This is a genomic window from Pedobacter hiemivivus (assembly GCF_004331685.1).
In the GTDB taxonomy this organism is placed as follows: domain Bacteria; phylum Bacteroidota; class Bacteroidia; order Sphingobacteriales; family Sphingobacteriaceae; genus Pedobacter; species Pedobacter hiemivivus.
Genome location: NZ_SJSM01000005.1, coordinates 49,179 through 68,423, shown reverse-complemented (window position 1 = coordinate 68,423; position 19,245 = coordinate 49,179). Strand labels below are relative to the sequence as shown.

Below are 19,245 nucleotides of genomic sequence, written 5' to 3'. Positions count from 1 at the left end.
AAGCCCATTCGATAGCAAACGGAAGGAAAAAACCAGAAGTGCCTGGAAGCACCTCTGGCTGAGTAAGACCTTCATTAATAAATTAATTATCAACTATTTATTGCAACTGCTCTAAGATTCGAAGCCTGAGGCATGTTGCATAAAGCCAAACCAAAACAAATGTATAGAATTTATACTAAGAAAATTGGTGTGCCCGAAGGGTATCTCCGAAAAATGTTGTTTATTATGCGATTAACCACCGTTATACTGATATCGTCGCTAATGCAGGTATCTGCAATAGGTTTTGCACAAAAAATTACACTCAGCAAAACCAACGTCCCGCTTACTCAGATTATTAATGAGATTAGGAACCAAAGTAAATATGACTTTTTTTATAGCAACGAATTGCTAAGAAAGGCCAATCCTGTAACCATTCATGTTAAAGAAGCTTCTTTAGAGGAAGTTTTGGCTATTTGTTTTCGTAACCAACCGCTGGTTTATAAGGTTGAGGACAAGGCCGTCATGCTTAAAGAGAAAGAATCAACCTTTCTGGATAAAGTTATTTCGGCTTTTGCCGATGTAGATGTACGGATAATTGTAACCGACGAAAGTGGGCTGCCTTTGCCAGGTGCTACGGTTGCTGTTAAGGGGACGAACCGTAAGGTTGTAGCTGGAGCTGGAGGGGTAGTCCTGTTGACTAAGGTTGATAGTAAGGCAATTTTTGTGGTCACTTATTTAGGCTATACAATGCAGGAGGTAAAGCTTAAAAAAGATCAGTCTGCCATAACCGTAAAAATGGAGCCAGAAGAAAACAAAATGGATGATGTAGTAATTACAGGTATTTTTAAGCGGACTAAGGAAAGTTACACTGGTGCTGCAAAAACAATTACTGCGGCAGAACTAAGACAATTTCAGGGACGTAATATATTTACCACATTGGGCAATATTGATCCGGCATTCAATGTAATTACTAGTAATGCTTTTGGTTCTGATCCAAACAGAATTCCTGATATTCAAATCAGGGGCTCAAAAAGTTTACCGAATATTAATCAGCTGACAGATCAAACCGCGGGAGCATTGAATCTTCCTCTTATTATATTAGATGGATTTGAGACAACCATGCAACGTATGATGGATTTGGATAACAACGAAATTCAATCCATTACTATATTGAAAGATGGTTCTGCCACAGCTCAATACGGTTCTCGTGGAGCAAATGGGGTAGTTGTAATTACAACAAAAGAGCCGATTCCCGGAAAACTGCGCGTTACTTATCGGGTTGGATTAAATTTAAGTGTACCCGACCTTGAGAGTTATAATTTGTTGAACTCAAAGGATAAGTTGGAATTAGAGCGTTTATCTGGTTATTATGAAAGTCCGACTAAAACACCAGACCAGAATATAAAAATGCAACAATATTATAATCAGGTTTTAGGGCAGGTTCTTAAAGGAGTAAATACCGACTGGATGTCTATTCCATTGCGTACGCAAATTGATCAAACACACAATTTAAAAGTGGAAGGAGGCGACCAGACGTTCAGGTATGATATGGCATTACAATATAACAATATCAACGGAGTGATGAAGGAGTCTGGCCGGAATACTTTTAATGGTACTGTGAACTTAAGTTACAGACTTAACAATCTTACTTTCCGTAATAATTTAGTGATTGGTCATACCAAATCCAATGAGTCACCTTATGGTTCATTTTCAGATTATGTAGTGTTGAATCCTTATTGGGAACCATATGATGCTGCAGGAAGACCAGTGCAATTCTTTACACCGTTTAATGCGGATGTTATGAGTATAAACGGAAAGCATCCAAATAAACCATACGCTAGTCCATTGTATGATGCGACATTGAATGTGTTTGACATAAAGAATAACACCAGTATTACCAATAACTTTCAACTTGAATACCGTCCGATAAGAGAACTTACGTTAAGTAGTGGAATTGGCGTAACAACAAACATGATTGATCGTGACAGCTTTAAGCCAGCAGACCACTCTTCCTTTGCAGGCTATAAACCTGAAGATGTATTTAAAAGAGGTAGTTATGATTATGCCAGCGGAAAAGACTTTAGTTATACGGGAAATGTTCGAGCAGCTTTTTATAAGACTTTTGCAGATATTCATCAAATTTCTGCAGGTGCGCAATTAGATGTGTCTGAGAGTAACTCTAAATATTACACTTTCGGCTTACAGGGTTTCCCTGATCAATCTATTGATTATTTAGCGTTAGCACTTCAATATAAAGAGAATTCAACTCCTAGTGGTTCACAGTCTACTAAGCGAAGAGTGGGGATGTCATCATTTGCAAACTATATGTTGGATAATCGGTATATGGTTGATTTTTCTTATAGTGTTGACGGAGCCTCTCAATTTGGTGTAAACCGCCGTTTTGCTCCTTTCTGGTCTACAGGTCTTGGGTGGAATCTACATAATGAATCTTTCATCAAGGATCATCTAAAGTTTATAAATCATTTGAAAATGAGGGCGACTTATGGTTCTACTGGATCTACTCAATTTGATGCCTATCAAGCACTAGGTACCTACAGTTATATCATGAATGATAGATATAAAAGCTGGGTAGGTGTGCGTCAAAATGAATTGGGAAATGCAGATTTGGAATGGCAGACTACAAATAAATACAATGCAGGTTTAGAATTAGGTCTGTTTAATGATAGAATAAGGTTGACTACAGACGCATATCTGGAGAGAACCTCAAATTTACTTTCTTCAATGGACCTGCCATATGCTAATGGATTTAGCAGCTATAATGAAAATATAGGTCAAGTAGAGACACGTGGTGTTGAGGTTGGTGTAAATGCGTTTCTGATCAGAGACAATGAACGTAGAATTTCATGGTCTGTTAGTGGAAATATTGCTTATGGTGAGGATAAGATTGTTAAATTATCTGAAGTAATGAAGGCGGCAAATGAGAAATTAGCGCTGGATACTAAGAATACAAGTACTCCAAACAAGATTATCCGGGAAGGAACTTCTCAAAATACTATTTATGTAGTTCGTTCACTGGGAATTGACCCAAGTACAGGAAAAGAACTATTTTTAAACAAGGATGGTGGTGTAACTTATCTTTGGGATCCAAAAGATCGTGTTGCGGCAGGTGTTGGTCAGCCTAAATATAGAGGTAATTTTAATACGATGGTACGTTACCGCAATCTATCAGTAAGTGCTTCTTTTGGTTTCCGTTTTGGAGGTCAGTTGTACAACCAAACGGTAGTTGATAAAGTAGAGAATGCAGATCGCATAATGAATGTGGATGCCCGCGTTTATAATGATCGTTGGAAACAGCCAGGAGACATTAGTCTTTACAGAGGTTTAAATGAGACTATAAACTTAAATGCTTCTTCTCGTTTTGTTCAGAATGAAAATACGTTAACCTGTCAAAATGTTTATGTGTCTTATGATGTGCTGGATAAAAAATTCTTACGTCGATTCGGTATGAATTCACTGTCATTATCGGCTAATACAGGAGAGCTTTTCTACATTTCTACAGTTCCCCAGGAACGTGGAACCTCTTATCCGTTTACCAGACAGTTCTCTTTGTCATTATACACATCGTTTTAAAAATTAGAACCATGAAAAGAATACTAACAACTATTATATTATTGAGTATTTTAAGCACTAGTTGCAAGAAATTTCTTGATGTTCGTCCACAAGGTAAATCTACTCAGGAGGAATTATTTAAAACACAGAAAGGATTCCGTGATGTGTTAACAGGTGCCTATATTCGGATGAAAGGTGGCAGCATTTATGGAGGTGATATGATGTGGGGTAATGTAGAGTATTTGGCAATCAACTGGGATAATCCCAATTCTGCTAATATCTCGCGGACCAAATTAATTAACGGTGATTATACAGATCAAACTGTTAAGGACTGGTTTAGCAGTACATATGAAAATTTATACAAGGTTATAGCAGATGTAAATGGTATTTTAGAAAACATTGATGCAAAAAAAGCTGTTTTCACTGGAGGTAACTATGAGATTGTAAAAGGTGAAGCGCTTACATTACGTGCTTTTTGTCACTTTGATGCATTGCGCATGTTTGGGCCTTTACCAACAAATATAACTGCCAATAGTGTTCTACCTTATGTAAAAACAGTTACTAAAAATACCCATCTTCCATTAAGTTATGTTGAATTTGCAAAGTCTATCTTGTCGGATCTTGAGGAAGCAGAAGCTTTACTAAAAGATGTTGATCCGATCCGGAAATATTCTATTGCGCAATTAAATTCAACTGTTACTCCTGTAGTTAATGATCCTTATTTACAATACCGACAGGTTAGGATGAATTATTATGCCGTGCTGGCCCTAAAGGCACGTGTGTATTTATGGTTGGTACCATTAGATAATGCGAACAAACAAAATGCTGCCAGATACGCCAAAATGGTAATTGATGCAGTAGATGATAACGGAGCGCATACTTTTAGGTTAGGTGTAGAAACCGATCGTGCTGCAGAGGATTATACAATGTCGGCAGAGCATATATCAGCCTTAAGTGTATATAATCTTGAAGACATAGCCAATTCATCATTTGGAAAAGATGGAGGTCTTCTTCGTATAGATTACCCAAGTGGTGATGGATATTTTTATTTGAATAATCTTTTTCCTCCTTCAGAGCGATTGGCTGATATACGATGGAAGGATATGTGGACGCTCAAAGCATCTACTCAAGTGATGTATAAAAAGTTTATACAGAAAAAAGGATTGCCAGATTACCAAGTGCTTCAAATTCCATTGCTTCGTTTAAGTGAAATGTACTTGATCGGTACAGAATGTGCAGAGTCAAAGACTGAGGCGGAAGGAATTTATATTGCTTATTGTGTAAAAAAGGGAATTCCTTTTACCTCATTTAATGTGAATGACTGGACTGGAGATCGCAGAAATAAAATGATTAGGGAATATGTACGTGAATTTTATGCAGAGGGACAAAGCTTCTTTACTTTTAAGCGGTATAATGTAACCACTTTACCATCGGGCTGGACCGGTTCGTATTATAATGCAAAGCCAGAAAGGTATTTAATTCCAAAACCCGACCGTGAAATATCTTATACCAATAACTAATTAAAAAGATGAAAAGATTAATATATTTTGTACTGATCTATCTGGTAGCTGTTGTTACCGGATGTTCTAAACCAAAAGGGTTGTTGTATAGTGATATAGCACGTGTACAATTGAATGATACCTCTACAGTAAATAATACTTTTTTTTATGAGCCGGCAACCGTTACACGGGATACTGTTTATATTAAAGTGAACACAATAGGTCCAATCGCAAATTTTGACAGGGCTGTAAATTTAATGCCTGTTGTTGAACAAGGTGTACTCAATCCTGCTATTCCTGGTGTACACTATGTTCCTTTAGACGATCCATCATTAAAAAAAATGATGGTTGTTAAGGCTAATGCAGTGGTAGCCATGATCCCTATCATCATGCTGCGTGATCCAAGTTTGAAAGTGCAAAGTGTTCGTTTACGACTGGGACTGGTTGCGAATGACCAGTTTGGTTTGGGCCAAGTAAAAGACAGGAGTTGTACCGTTTTGTTTTCTGACCGTTTAGAGCGTTTTTTTTCCTGGCGAGTAGATAGTTATCTTGCTGCGGCTTTCAGTTCGTTCGGTAAATATAGTACAGGTAAACACCAATTTATGTACGACACGCTAAAAGAGCGCGTTGATGAGGAATGGTACCAGGCTATTGCCAAGATTGGTGGACAACAGCATTATAAAAACTTATTAAAAGCCAGGCTTGAAATATTTAATGCTGATCCGGCCAATTTAGCAAGTGGTAAGGCTCCTTTAAGAGAAACAAGCAATCCCACTAGTCCTATAGTGGCGTTCCCATAATTGGCATCAGAAATAACAAGAACACATGGTTATAAGACCATGTTTAATTTAATAATTAAATAATAATATATACTGATGAAAAAAATATATATTTTAATCATAGGTTTATTTTGCATTCTTACCTATTCATGTGTAAAAGATAAGAATCAATTTAAGCCTGATCTTGCCACACCTGTTGTAAATGGTTTTGAAAAAACTTACAGCGTATATACTTTTCAAGATGTATTGAAAATTAATCCTACGGTTGCAAATGAGTCGGACTACGATTATTTCTGGACTTTATTTACTAGTAACTATACTCCTTCTGCAGGAGTTGTTGCACGTGGAGACACGCTTTCGAGGACTAAAGACTTAACATATGAAGTAAAAGTTAATCCGGGAGATTATTTTCTGGTATTCAATGTAAAAAACAAAAAAACCGGAATAACACAAATGATCAGTAGTAACGTTTCTGTTTCAACGTTAACAATGAACGGATGGTATTTGTTAAAAGATGATGGTGTTAATACGGACTTTGATTTCATTCATGCAAACGGCAGAATAGATAACTGGATGGCTCACTTTAACGGAGGGCAAAGTTTACTGGGTAAATCAGTAAAATCTATATTCTCCAGCGGATTTAAAACAGGCATCAATTCTAACGAGCTTTTCAACGTATTAGTTGTTTTGTCTGATAAGGATGCCGGTATTTATCGGATCGATAATGGGAAAAAACTTATGGGATTTGAAAATATGTTCTTTACAACGCCTGCTGTTAGAAAACCGCAGAACATTTTACAACCAATGGGAAATAATTATTTGAATCTGATTAATGATGGTAAAGTATATACCATGGTAAAAGGAGCGTATTTCGCTGACCCTCCAATAGCTAATTTTAAAGTAGCACCTGTCGCTGCAATTGGCGCAATGGGCATTGCTTTTGATGACAATTCTAAGTCTATCATTGGTATCAATGATGCTAATTATTATCCTTTGGGAGCCCATGCTGATCTGATTAAAAATCTGGATGCGGAAATTGTTTGGATGGCCGGTTATCCTGCTGTTAGGAATGTGGCTATTGCATTATTTAGGAAAAAAAATGGTGAAGGCTACCTGGCAAGGTTGAATACATCTTATGGACAATTTACTGGTCCACCTTCTCCAAATAATGCGGCATTAGTACGAGATACAAAAACCGTTCCTCAGGCACATGGCTTGATGTCAGCGGATATAATTGGTGGTAATTATGACTCAGATTATATCTATTACGCCAAAGAAAACAAGGTTTATTTAACAGATGCTGTTTCTTTGCAAGAAACACTGGAGTTCGCACTTCCTGTAGGAGAAACGGTGACTTGTATACAACATATTAAATATCCACAGCCGGCAGGTAACGTTGAAAAATATACTACAGATTATTTGGTGATTGCGTCTTACGTTGCAGGCAAGTATAAGGTGTGGTTACATAAAATCAGTACTACCGGAACAATCCAGGCACTTGATAAGCCAAACTTTGAAGGTCAGGGTAAGGTTACTAGTATCAATTACATGGAAAAAGGAAGCGGAAGCCGGACTTTTTAATCAATAAACACACAAACACAAAAACATAAAAACATAAATGAAACTAAAATTGAACTTCACCCTGTTAGCCTGTATGCTAACAGGGGCTGTTTTTGCGCAGCAGGATCCAGATATGGAATCGCCTGCAATCCAAAAACAAAAAATAGAATTAGAAGCTGCCTTAACGGGTGTACAGGAAAAACTTGTTTTAAGCGAAAAGGCGTATAGAGATGCGCAGACAAAAAAAGTAAAATACGATACCATTGGTTTAGGCGCATGGCGTGCAGAAATGGCTGTTCTTAAAGCGGAAAAGAAAAAAGAACAGGCAGTATTCATTGGTAAACATCCCGATTATTTTATTAGCCTGGTTGCACTGAATGACGTAATTGGACCATTGCCGGCTAATGTGCCTGCACTAAAAAAGTTGTTTAATAAATTGGATAGCAAAGTGCAACAAACACCGACAGGCATTAAAACCAAAACTACGTTGGATAAATTTGAGGCGGTAAGTATTGGAAAAATAGCTCCTTTGTTTGTCGCTCCAGATACTTCAGGAAAAAGCATCGGCCTTGCAGATTATAAAGGCAAATATGTGCTGTTAGATTTTTGGGCAAGCTGGTGTGGACCCTGCAGAGAAGAAAACCCGATAGTGGTAAAAGCATGGCAAAAGTATAAAGACAGAAATTTCGATGTTCTTTCTGTTTCCTTAGACCAGACGGGCAAACGCGACGCATGGTTAAAAGCAATACATGAGGATCAGCTTACCTGGCAGCATGTTTCGAATTTAAAATTTTGGGATGATGATGTTGCTAAATTATACATGATCCGCTCTATTCCCCAAAACTTTCTGATTGATCCTAAAGGGAAAATCATTGCGGTTAACCTGAGAGGTGCGGAGCTTAATCAAAAACTTGCCGAACTTATTCCAGAATCAGCAACCAGAAAATAGTATTTATTTCTTGATGCCTGACCTAAAAATCAGGCAAAACACACACACAAATGTTCAAACCTATTCTACTCACTCTAGCTTTGGGGGCCTTTGCTATGGCCTCAACTGCCCAGAAAAAGAAATCATCCAAATCTGCACCAGTACCTGTTGCAGTGGTAAAAAAAACAGACAGCGTGCCCGGTGCACCAAAGGCCTATAAGGATGTGATCACAGCAAAAGCAAAAACTTCTGTTGGAATGATCAATGTTCATCAGATCGGTCTTAAGTATTATTTTGAAATTCCTGATACCATACTGGGAAGGGAAATGCTTGTGGTAAACAGGATCTCTAAATCTGCAGCAGGACCACGACCACAAATGATGGGATATGCAGGTGATGGTATTGCTGAAAATGTGGTAAGCTTTGAAAAAGGGCCTAATGACCGCATCTTGCTACGCCTCAATTCTTTTAACGAACGATCGGCCGACAGTACTTCAAATGGATTATACAAGTCTGTCCGGAATTCTAATATCCAGCCTATCGTAGCTTCATTCCAGGTTAAGGCATATGGAGGAGATTCCAGTAGTGTTAAAAGTTCGGTTATAGAGATAACTGACTTTATGAATACAGAAAACGAGATTTTCTTCTTTAGTGCTTCCACCAAAGGACTTTTAGGAGTTGGGGGGATTCAGGCAGATAAATCTTATATTACTTCAGTAAGTGCTTTTGCCAAGAATGTAGAGGTTCGCACCGTTCGTACTTATTCAAGGGGGCCTGTTGGTGGGCAGCCTAATAACTCTACCATCCCGGTAACCTATGAACTGAATAGCTCTATGGTATTGCTACCAAAAGTTCCTATGAAAGCCCGTTATGCGGATGCTAGAGTAGGTTATTTTGCACGTGGCTATACCGATTTTGATGGCGATGCTCAGGGGGTAAAGCAGTCGGCCGTAATTGTACGCTGGCGCCTTGAGCCTAAAGATGAAGATATTGAAAAATACAAGCGTGGAGAATTGGTCGAGCCTAAAAAACCGATCGTCTATTATATTGATCCTGCAACACCTAAAAAATGGGTGCCTTATTTAATTGCCGGAGTAAACGATTGGCAAAAAGCATTTGAACAAGCAGGTTTTAAAAATGCCATTGTGGCACTGCCTGCACCAACAAACGACCCGAGTTGGAGTATTGACGATGCTACACATAGCGCCATCGTTTATAAGCCTTCTTCAGTGGCAAATGCCAGTGGACCTAATGTTCATGATCCGCGCAGTGGAGAGATTATAGAAAGCCATATCAATTGGTATCACAATATCATGCAGTTGCTTAGAAACTGGTACATGATACAGGCGGGGCCTTTAGATGCAAGGGCTCGTAAGCCTAAATTTGATGATGCGTTAATGGGCGAATTGATCCGTTTTGTCTCCTCGCACGAAGTTGGACATACTTTGGGGCTGTTACATAACTTTGGATCAAGCTCTACTGTCCCGGTAGAAAAGTTGAGAGACAAAGCTTTTGTGGAAGCGCATGGACATACGCCATCTATTATGGATTATGCCAGGTTTAATTATGTGGCACAACCGGAAGATGGTATTTCGGAGAAGGGTATTTTTCCTAGAATAGGAGATTACGACAAATGGGCCATACAGTTTGGCTATCGTTGGATGCCTGAATTTAAAACTGCAGAAGATGAAACTCCTTACCTGAATAAACTAATCATAGACAGCTTAAGCAGCAATAAACGCCTGTTCTTTGGTGGAGAAAACTTGTATACAGATCCACGCTCGCAAAGTGAAGATATGGGAGATAATGCCATGAAAGCAAGTGCTTACGGTATCAAAAATCTGAAAAGGGTAGTGCCGAATCTGATCACCTGGAACCGTGAACCGAACGAAGGTTATGAGAAGGCCGGTGAAATGTATAAGGAAGTAATCAAACAATACACCCTATATCTAGGCCATGTGATCCGGAATTTTGCTGGTAATTACACCACCTTTAAAAGTGTGGAACAGCCAGGCGGATTATTGGCCCCTGTACCTTATGCGACACAGAAAGAAGCCATGAAATTCATCAATGATCAGTTTTTTAATACACCAACCTGGTTAATCAACAAACAGATATCGGATGTAACAGGTGCTAATCCTGTGAATACCATAGGTAATCTTCAATATGTCGTGTTGATGCGTATGATGGGGTCGGATATTTTTGTGAAAATGATCAATAGGGAAGCGACAGATCCGGTTAAAAATTATACCGTAATGGAGTACCTTAAAGATCTGAAAATGGGTGTTTGGGGAGAGCTTTACAAGCACCAACCGATCGATATTTATAGAAGAAATCTTCAGCAGATTTATATCAGCAATGCTATAAAAACATTTGTTGCCACCACCGAAATTGTGATGACCAATCAATTAGGGGGGATTAATATTTACATGAATCCTGATGTTACTAAATCAGATGGTGCGAGTATCATGCGTGCTCATTTAATAAGTCTTAAGACCGACATCAAAAAAGCGATACCTGTTGCTACTGGTTTAACCAAGCTCCATTTGCAGGAGATGGTGCGTAAGATTGATGTAGGATTAGTGCCAAAAACTCTGGTAACACCAACACCTTAATTCTAAAAAAGATTCTGGGCTAACGGGGCTATAGATTATTCTATAGCCCTTTTTGTATGCCTTGGTGCTATCTGATTGTATACAATATATATTGTATATTTGATGGTTATTTAAAAAATTTCGAAATTGAAAGACAAATTACAATCTGATTCTTTAAGCGAACTGGCAAATCCTACTTATTCCAGGGTAAGAGAAAAACTTCGGGAAGATATTCTTTCGGGATATTTTATTTCAGGAGAAAGATTAAAAATAGCAGAGTTGGTTGAACGGTATAAAGTAAGCCAAATGCCAATTCGGGAAGCTTTGCAACAATTGCAGGGTGAAGGTTTGTTGATTATTGAGCCAAATAAAGGGGCTCATGTAAGAAAGGTAGACAGACAGTTTTTAGAAAGTATCTACGAGATCAGGCAGTTAATTGAGGTATACCTCACTGTAAAGTGTATTGAAAATTTAAAGGAGAAAGATCTCAAATCACTTAATCAAATCCAAAAAAGTTATGAAGCTGCGGCTTCAAAAGAAGATTATACTACCTGTTTGCAATTAAATAGAAGGTTTCATTCGACTATATATGAACTGGCAAATAACAGCGAAGGTTTGCAAATTTTGGAAAAGCATTGGCAACTGATTAATACATTACGCCTTACTTATGGCTTTGGTTCGCGGCGGACAACGGAAGTTATAGAGGAGCACAGAGCTATCCTCGATGCTTTGGAAAGCAGAAATCCTGCAGCCGTGGAAGCTGCTGCAGCAATACACTGTGTAAACGCTAAAGCAGATCTGTTGGCTCAGATGAGCGATAAGTTTAAATAGCATTTTTTTTATTTTTCACGCCTATTCATTAGTAAAATATTAATAGTTTGTGGGATTATTTCCTAATTTGTTAAATATTCAATTATATATTGTATACAATATATAATGTTATAATTTTGGATTGCTGTCGAATACGCATGATTTAAAAGCGTATAGGCATACTAACCAAAAATTAAACCATCAGATGATTATAAAATGGATAGGACAGAGCGGCTATATTTTAGATGCTGCGGGCATTAGGTTAGTCATAGATCCTTATCTAAGTAATTCAATAGAAGAGATCCAAGGATTGAAACGAATGGTTCCCGTACCTGTGGCCATTGAAGATTTACATCCTGACTATATTTATTGTACACATAACCATCTGGATCATTTTGATCCACAAACTATCCTCAGTATTCTGGAGCTTTATCCGATGTGTAAAATAATAGGCCCTATAAGTGTGATTGAACACGCAAAACGGCTGAAAATTAATGGTCGGAATATGGTTTTAATCCAGCAATACGAAAGCCTTGAATTAGGGGGATTAAAACTTACCGCTACTCCGGCTTTTCACTCTGATCCCTTTTCTACGGGATTATTAATTAATGATAAACAACATACTATTTATTTTTCGGGAGATACAGAATATGTACCTGAGCTTGCCGGTTTGATTACCAAAATGTCGGGAGCAAAACTGGACTTATTTTTTGTCTGTATCAACGGAAAGTTGGGCAACATGAATGCCGAAGATGCTGTACGTTTTTCACTCGACTTGAATTCTGAAATTGTTATTCCTAACCATTATGGAATGTTTGCCGAGAATACAGCTGATCCCTCATATTTTGCCTTTTTGTGCAGCGCCCAGGGATTAAACACAAAAATAATGCGAATAGATACCAGCATAGAATTATAAACACAACCATTATGAAAATCACTGAAATTAAGACCTTTATTTGTCATGCTTACAGAACAAATTGGGTGTTTGTGAAAGTTATTACAGATTCTGGTCTTTACGGAGTTGGGGAAGCGACTCTAGAAATGAAGGAGCAGACAGTTTTACAAGCTATAAATGAACTTAAGCGATATTTAATAGGAAAAGACCCACATAATATAGAAGCGATATGGCATGATTGCTATCGTGATGCTTATTGGCGTGGTGGCGTGGTTTTAATGAGCGCCCTTGCTGCCATAGATATGGCTTTGTGGGATATTAAGGGAAAAGATTTAGGTGTTCCGGTGTACCAGTTACTCGGTGGAAAAGTAAGAGATGCTGTGCCATGTTATGCAAATGGTTGGTTTGCGCCTGCAAAGACACCTGAGGAATTTGCAGAGAAAGCCAGGGAAGCCGTTAAAACTGGATTCAAGGGGTTGAAATGGGATCCATTTGGTTCAGCATATATGAACCTGAGTAAAAAGGAATTTTCATACGCTTTAGCCTGTATTGGCGCAGTAACCGATGCTGTGGGTAGTGATATTGATATTTTAATTGAAGGACATGGTCGGTTTAATATGCCAACCGCTATAAGAGTTGCGCATGCGCTTGAAGATTTTGACATTACTTGGTTTGAGGAACCAATTCCACCTGATCATATGGAGGGACTGGCGCAATTAAGAAGGAAAACCAAAGTTCCGATTGCCGCTGGAGAACGATTGTACAGCAGATGGGATTACAGAAGTTTTCTAAACCAGGAATGCGCAGATTTTATCCAGCCCGATGTAAGTCATGCAGGTGGTATCTCGGAACTTAAAAAGATTGCGACTATGGCAGAATGTTATTATATCCCGCTTTGTCCACACAATCCAAGCGGACCGATAGCCAATGCTGCGACCTTACATATTGCAGCTTCTACCCCTAATTTTCATTTCTTGGAAACCATGAGCAGTGATGTGCCTTACCGGAATAAAATAAGTACTGAAAAAGTTGAATTTATGGATGGAATGATGCAAATTAACGATTTACCAGGACTAGGAATAGATATCAATGAAGAGGCAATTGCGGAGTATAACTATGAGCCAAGAGATTTAAGACATTACAATGGAAAACTGACCGAAATACGGCCTGAAAATGCAAAGGGCTATTTTGTAAAGTAATCCATCTAGAGAATAACATCAGATATGTTCAAACGAAATGCTCAGAGTAGCTTAAGTACCAAGTCCTTTAACTGGGAATTGATTGTGCTGTTATGGTTGGTTTTTTTCTTCAATCAGGCAGACCGTCAGATCTTTAATGTGATCTTACCCCATATTAAAGCAGACTTGAAGCTAACAGATGCCGAATTGGGGATGATCGCATCCGTATTTATTTGGGCAATAGGGTTGTGCGTTCCTTTAAGTGGTTATATAGGGGATGTTTTTAGTAAAAAGAAGGTGATTATTTTTAGCCTGTTATTATGGAGTACGGCTACCTTTTTTACTGGCCTCAGTGCAGGACTGTTTCATCTTGTTATTTTAAGAGGTATTGTGGGGAGCAGCGAATCTTTCTATGCCCCGGCAGCTAATGCCCTCATCGGAGAAAAATATGGTGATAAAACTGGTCTAGCTATGGCTATTCATCAAACTGCGCTTTATGCAGGAATCATTATGAGCGGTTTGATTGGCGCATTGATCGCCGAGCGCTTTGGATGGAGTACTGCATTTTATTTTTTTGGTGGGATAGGTATCCTGCTCTCTGGGATCCTTGTGCTAAGGTTTAAGAAAATTGTTTTGCCAGAGGTGTCGGCGGTGATTCAGAAAGTAACCCTGTTTGATGGCTTAAAAGGATTGTTTGAAAGAAAAACAGCAATTCTGCTTACCCTAGCATTCGCTTGTATGGTATTTGTTAATGTGGGATATTTAACCTGGGCTCCAACCTTTCTGCATGAAAAGTTTAACCTTTCTTTAGCAAATGCAGGATTCTCGTCCATGTTCTACCATCATGTGTTTGCTTTTCTTGGCGTTTTGTTAGGCGGACGTTTTTCTGATCGATTTGCGAAGATTAATGTTGGTGCAAGACTGAAAACACAAGCATTTGGCTTGTTATTAGGTTGTCCTTTTATTTATTTGTTGGGTTCTGCAAATGATCTGTTTTGGGTATATACAGGAATGGGACTGTTTGGTTTTTTTAGAGGGCTTTATGATTCTAATATTTATGCCTCTTTGTTCCTGGTGACTCCAGCTCGCATTAGAGCTTCGGTTTCAGGGGCAATGATCATGTTTGCTTTTTTAATTGGCGCTTTTGCACCCTGGATTTTGGGGTATTTAAAACCTACTTTGGGATTATCTGATGGCCTGTCATCACTTTCTTTTGCCTATTTATTGGGCAGCATTTTTATTTTTATTGCTTTAAGATTTACCTTGTTTAAGGAAGTACATAAAGCATCACCAGATCAGAATTTTAATTAAAATTTATTGTCATGAGCGAATTAATTGGTAAGACAGCATTAATAACAGGATCATTAAGAGGAATAGGTAGAGGCGTAGCCTTAACCCTTGCGGAAAAAGGTGCAAATATTATATTGAATGACAGAGCGGAAAGTGATGAACTTCAGGAGCTCATTACTGCCCTTAAAAGGTTTAATGGAAAAGTGTTTTTTAAGGCTGCTGATGTGGGTGTAAAAGATGAAGTAGCAGAACTTTTTAATTTTGTAAAAGATCAAACTGGTCAATTGGATATATTGGTTAATAATGCCGGTACATCGCAGGCAAAAGATATTTTTGAGATCACAGCTGAGGATTGGTCATATATTCTCGAAACTAACCTAACCAGTTGTTTTTTATGTTCGAAATATGCCATGGAAATGATGCGCGAACAGAAAGATGGAAGAATCATTAACATCAGCTCTGTGGTTGGACAGCAGGGGGCTTTGTATGGCCATGCACATTATTCGGCCAGCAAAAGCGCAATTTTAGGACTAACCAAAACATTAGCACGGACGGGTGCAGCATTTGGGATACGGGTAAATTGTATTGCCCCTGGGATTATTGAAACTGATCTGTTAAATAAAACACATGGCATTGATGGGGTTGCTAAAATAGCCGAAGGTGTACCACTTGGTATTGGACAACCTCGTGACATCGGACTTGCGGTTGCATTTTTGGCAGGAGAGGGCGGTAACTATATTACAGGAGCCACAATAGACATTAACGGTGGTCTATATTTTCGCTAAAAGTTTGAATGTGAAATGCTTTAGTTATTTAATAGTATTGTTTAAATAACAAGATATCGAACCATATATTGATAAATTCATCTGTTTATCTATGTTTTATTAAAATATTCTTATTTATTCAATTATATATTGTATACAATATATAATTTATTAGGTTTGTATAGCGCTCTAAGAATGTTGATCAGATATTGATTTTATTGCAACTAACCAAATATAAATATGTTACTTAAACCCCTAAAGCTTTGCGGCGTTGTTACTTTCAGGGTATTGTTTTCCTGGATATTGTTAATGGCTCTATCAACCCAAAGTAATGCACAAAGCAAGAAGATTTCAGGTAAAGTGACGTCTGATGACAATGAACCGCTCTTTGGTGTCACTGTATTTGAAAAGGGTACTAAAACCGGAGCTTCGACTGATGCTGAGGGTAAATTTGTACTTACTGTTTCAAATGCAAATGCTACATTATCCTTCAGATATGTCGGCTACCAGTCCAGAGATATTCCTTTAAATAATAGGAACACCATCACCCTTGCACTTAAATCCCTTGACAATGCATTGAATGAAATTGTCGTTATCGGCTACGGCACAACTACCCGAAAAGACCTTACGGGCTCAGTTGGCCAGGTAAAAATGAGCGATTTTGAAAAGGCCCCGGTAAGATCATTTGACGAAGCCCTTGGTGGCAGAGTAGCCGGTGTTCTGGTCTCAGGCACTGACGGTCAGCCAGGTCAAGCCAACAACATCGTGATTCGTGGCGCTGGTTCTATCACACAGGATAACTCTCCTTTATATGTCGTGGATGGTTTTCCCTTGGAAGATGCGAATAGCAATTCTATAAGTCCTGCCGATATTGAGTCTATTGACGTTTTAAAAGATGCATCGGCGACAGCTATATATGGTGCAAGAGGGGCAAATGGGGTAATTATCATTACTACCAAAAGGGGGAAGGCGGGCGAACCTGTAATTGCCTATAATGGTTATTATGGTGTTCAGAAAAATACGAAGACCATCGATTTAATGAGCCCCTATGAATTTGTTAGATATCAATTGGAGCTTGATCCGACAGCTGCGGCTCTTGCTTATCTGAAAGATGGAAAAACTCTGGAAGATTATCGAAATGTAAAAGCGCTTAATTTCCAGGATCAGATTTATAGAACTGCGCCTATGCAGAACCATGACATCTCCATAAGAGGAGGATCAGATAAAACACGATATTCGATTTCGGGTAACATCATCGACCAAGATGGGGTGATTTTGAATTCTGGTTTCAAGCGTTACCAGGGCCGTATTACCTTGGATCAGAATGTAAATCAGAAGCTGAAAATTGGCGCAAATGTGAATTATAGCTACAGTGTTTCTAATGGAACGATAGTAAAAGATGTTTCTTCCTCACAGTCGGCCAGTACCAATCTCCTTTATGCAGTATGGGGTTATCGTCCAGTAACTGGCAATGACAATAACCTGGATGATGAACTGTTTGATCCTGGTTTTGATTACAACGTAATTGCTGATTACCGGGTTAATCCTGTGATTTCTGCCAAAAATGAACTTCGCAGGAGCCTAAACACAACATTCATTGCCAATGCTTATGCCGAGTATAAAATTATACCGGATCTTACCCTAAGGGTTACAGGTGGGATTACCAATACGATGTTGAGAAATGAAACATTTAATAACTCTTCAACACAAGCAGGTAATTACCGCAATTCCAGTGGTGTGAATGGATCAATTTATAATAATCCTACCACAATTTTATTGAACGAAAATACGCTTACCTATAAAAAGGTATTTAATAAAGTACATAATTTTACCATTTTAGGGGGATATACGGTGCAAGGAATCAAAATGGCAAGAACCGGTTTCAATGCGCTCAATGTTCCAAACGAGTCATTGGGACTGGATGGTCTGGATGAGTCTCCTTCTCAGATCGGTACTTCCTTAAGTTCAAGGTCTGGTCTGGTATCTTATCTGGGACGTTTAAATTACAATTATAAATCAAAATATTATTTTACTACTTCCTTCCGTTCTGATGGATCTTCAAAATTTGCCCCTGGACATCGTTGGGGATACTTCCCTTCGGGAGCAATATCATGGCGCATGAGTGCTGAGGATTTTATGAAGAAATTGAAATTTGTGTCTGACGCAAAATTACGTTTAAGTTATGGGGAGACTGGTAATAACCGCGTTAGCGACTTTCCATATCTGGATCAGATTACCCAACCCAATTCGGCCGGATATTCTTATGGTAATGGTTCTCCCTCAAAAGGGGCGATATTGACGGCCTTTGGAAATGGTACGCTGAGATGGGAAACCACAAAGCAGCTTAATATTGGTTATGATTTAAGTCTATTTAAACAGCGGGTAAATTTAACGGTCGATCTTTATAGAAAAACTACCCATGATCTGTTGCTATTGGCCTTATTGCCTTATACAACTGGGTTATCTGATGCTTTTAAAAACATAGGTAAAATGCAAAATCAAGGTCTTGAGATTTCGCTGAACACTATCAATGTCAGAAGTAAAGAATTTAGTTGGAGCTCAAATTTTAACATTAGTTTCAACCAAAATAAAGTACTGGAACTTGCTGAAAACCAAACTTCAATAACCAGTCCGGTAAGTTTTGACCAGAAATGGAATGCCCTTTCTCCTTATATCGCTGTAATTGGGCAACCTGTAGGACAATTGTATGGTGTTATTTGGGACGGGGTTTACCAATATGAAGATTTTGATAAAAGTCCTACAGGTGTTTATACGCTTAAAGCCAATCTCCCAAGAAATGGGAATCCTACAGTACAGCCTGGCGACATTAAGTATAAAGACATCAATGGAGATGGAAACGTTAATGCATCAGATTTCACCGTAATCGGACGTGGTCTTCCTATCCATACAGGAGGCTTGTCAAATAATTTTACTTATAAAGGATTTGACCTGAACGTGTTCCTGCAATGGTCTTACGGAAACGACATCATCAATGCCAACCGTTTGTTGTTTGAGGGGAATGGAAAGCAGTCGAGGTTTTTAAATCAGTTTGCTAGTTATGCCGATAGATGGCAGCCTGACAACCCCAGCAATACTTTGTTCCGGACAGGTGGACAGGGGCCTTTTTATTACTCAAGCAGGGTGGTTGAAGATGGCTCATACCTCAGATTAAAAACAGTTTCATTAGGGTATAACTTTCCAGCGAAAATATTCAAAAAGGCCAATTTTAAAAGTTTAAGGATTTATGCTTCTGCTCAGAATATTGCTACCTGGACAAACTATTCCGGACCTGATCCCGAAGTTTCTGTTAGAAACTCAGCACTTACACCTGGATTCGATTTTTCTGCCTATCCACGTGCAAGTACACTCATATTCGGATTAAACGTGTCGCTCTAAATT

At 38.6% G+C, this 19,245-nt stretch carries 12 protein-coding genes; all 12 read left to right on the top strand.

All coding sequences use genetic code 11. The features are described 5' to 3' along the window. The first annotated feature begins 159 nt into the window (after positions 1-159). The 12 genes from EZ444_RS10865 (at position 160) to EZ444_RS10810 (ending at position 19,242) form a co-directional block, all read left to right on the top strand. On the top strand, positions 160-3,570 hold the full coding sequence (locus EZ444_RS10865; RefSeq protein WP_165503589.1) for a SusC/RagA family TonB-linked outer membrane protein: 3,411 nt from the start codon (positions 160-162) through the stop codon (positions 3,568-3,570). Between the two features lie 11 nt (positions 3,571-3,581). After that, positions 3,582-5,069: a RagB/SusD family nutrient uptake outer membrane protein gene (locus EZ444_RS10860; RefSeq protein ID WP_131608773.1), complete on the top strand. Its 1,488-nt coding sequence runs from the start codon at positions 3,582-3,584 to the stop codon at positions 5,067-5,069. Positions 5,070-5,077: 8 nt separating this feature from the next. After that, positions 5,078-5,848: a DUF4843 domain-containing protein gene (locus tag EZ444_RS10855; RefSeq protein WP_205945252.1), complete on the top strand. Its 771-nt coding sequence runs from the start codon at positions 5,078-5,080 to the stop codon at positions 5,846-5,848. A 75-nt stretch (positions 5,849-5,923) separates the two neighbouring features. Then, positions 5,924-7,408, top strand: a complete 1,485-nt coding sequence (locus EZ444_RS10850) for a PKD-like family lipoprotein (RefSeq protein ID WP_131608772.1) — start codon at positions 5,924-5,926, stop codon at positions 7,406-7,408. A 37-nt stretch (positions 7,409-7,445) separates the two neighbouring features. Then, positions 7,446-8,336 (top strand): peroxiredoxin family protein, encoded by an 891-nt coding sequence (locus EZ444_RS10845; RefSeq protein WP_131608771.1) that lies wholly within the window; start codon positions 7,446-7,448, stop codon positions 8,334-8,336. A 50-nt stretch (positions 8,337-8,386) separates the two neighbouring features. After that, positions 8,387-10,930 carry a zinc-dependent metalloprotease gene (locus EZ444_RS10840; RefSeq protein WP_131608770.1) on the top strand — a complete coding sequence of 848 codons (2,544 nt, stop codon included), beginning with the start codon at positions 8,387-8,389 and terminating at the stop codon, positions 10,928-10,930. Between the two features lie 126 nt (positions 10,931-11,056). Next, complete coding sequence (locus tag EZ444_RS10835) at positions 11,057-11,740, top strand: GntR family transcriptional regulator (protein WP_131608769.1); 684 nt, start codon at positions 11,057-11,059, stop codon at positions 11,738-11,740. Positions 11,741-11,924: 184 nt separating this feature from the next. After that, positions 11,925-12,635 carry an MBL fold metallo-hydrolase gene (locus tag EZ444_RS10830; protein ID WP_131608768.1) on the top strand — a complete coding sequence of 237 codons (711 nt, stop codon included), beginning with the start codon at positions 11,925-11,927 and terminating at the stop codon, positions 12,633-12,635. 11 nt (positions 12,636-12,646) lie between these two features. Next, positions 12,647-13,813 carry a galactonate dehydratase gene (gene dgoD, locus EZ444_RS10825; protein WP_131608767.1) on the top strand — a complete coding sequence of 389 codons (1,167 nt, stop codon included), beginning with the start codon at positions 12,647-12,649 and terminating at the stop codon, positions 13,811-13,813. Between the two features lie 24 nt (positions 13,814-13,837). Further along, on the top strand, positions 13,838-15,103 hold the full coding sequence (locus tag EZ444_RS10820) for an MFS transporter (protein ID WP_131608766.1): 1,266 nt from the start codon (positions 13,838-13,840) through the stop codon (positions 15,101-15,103). A gap of 11 nt (positions 15,104-15,114) precedes the next feature. Beyond that, the gene (locus EZ444_RS10815) at positions 15,115-15,867 is read left to right on the top strand and encodes an SDR family NAD(P)-dependent oxidoreductase (protein WP_131608765.1); all 753 of its coding nucleotides are present in this window, start codon (positions 15,115-15,117) and stop codon (positions 15,865-15,867) included. A 219-nt stretch (positions 15,868-16,086) separates the two neighbouring features. Next, the gene (locus EZ444_RS10810; protein WP_131608764.1) at positions 16,087-19,242 is read left to right on the top strand and encodes a SusC/RagA family TonB-linked outer membrane protein; all 3,156 of its coding nucleotides are present in this window, start codon (positions 16,087-16,089) and stop codon (positions 19,240-19,242) included. Positions 19,243-19,245 lie beyond the last annotated feature (3 nt).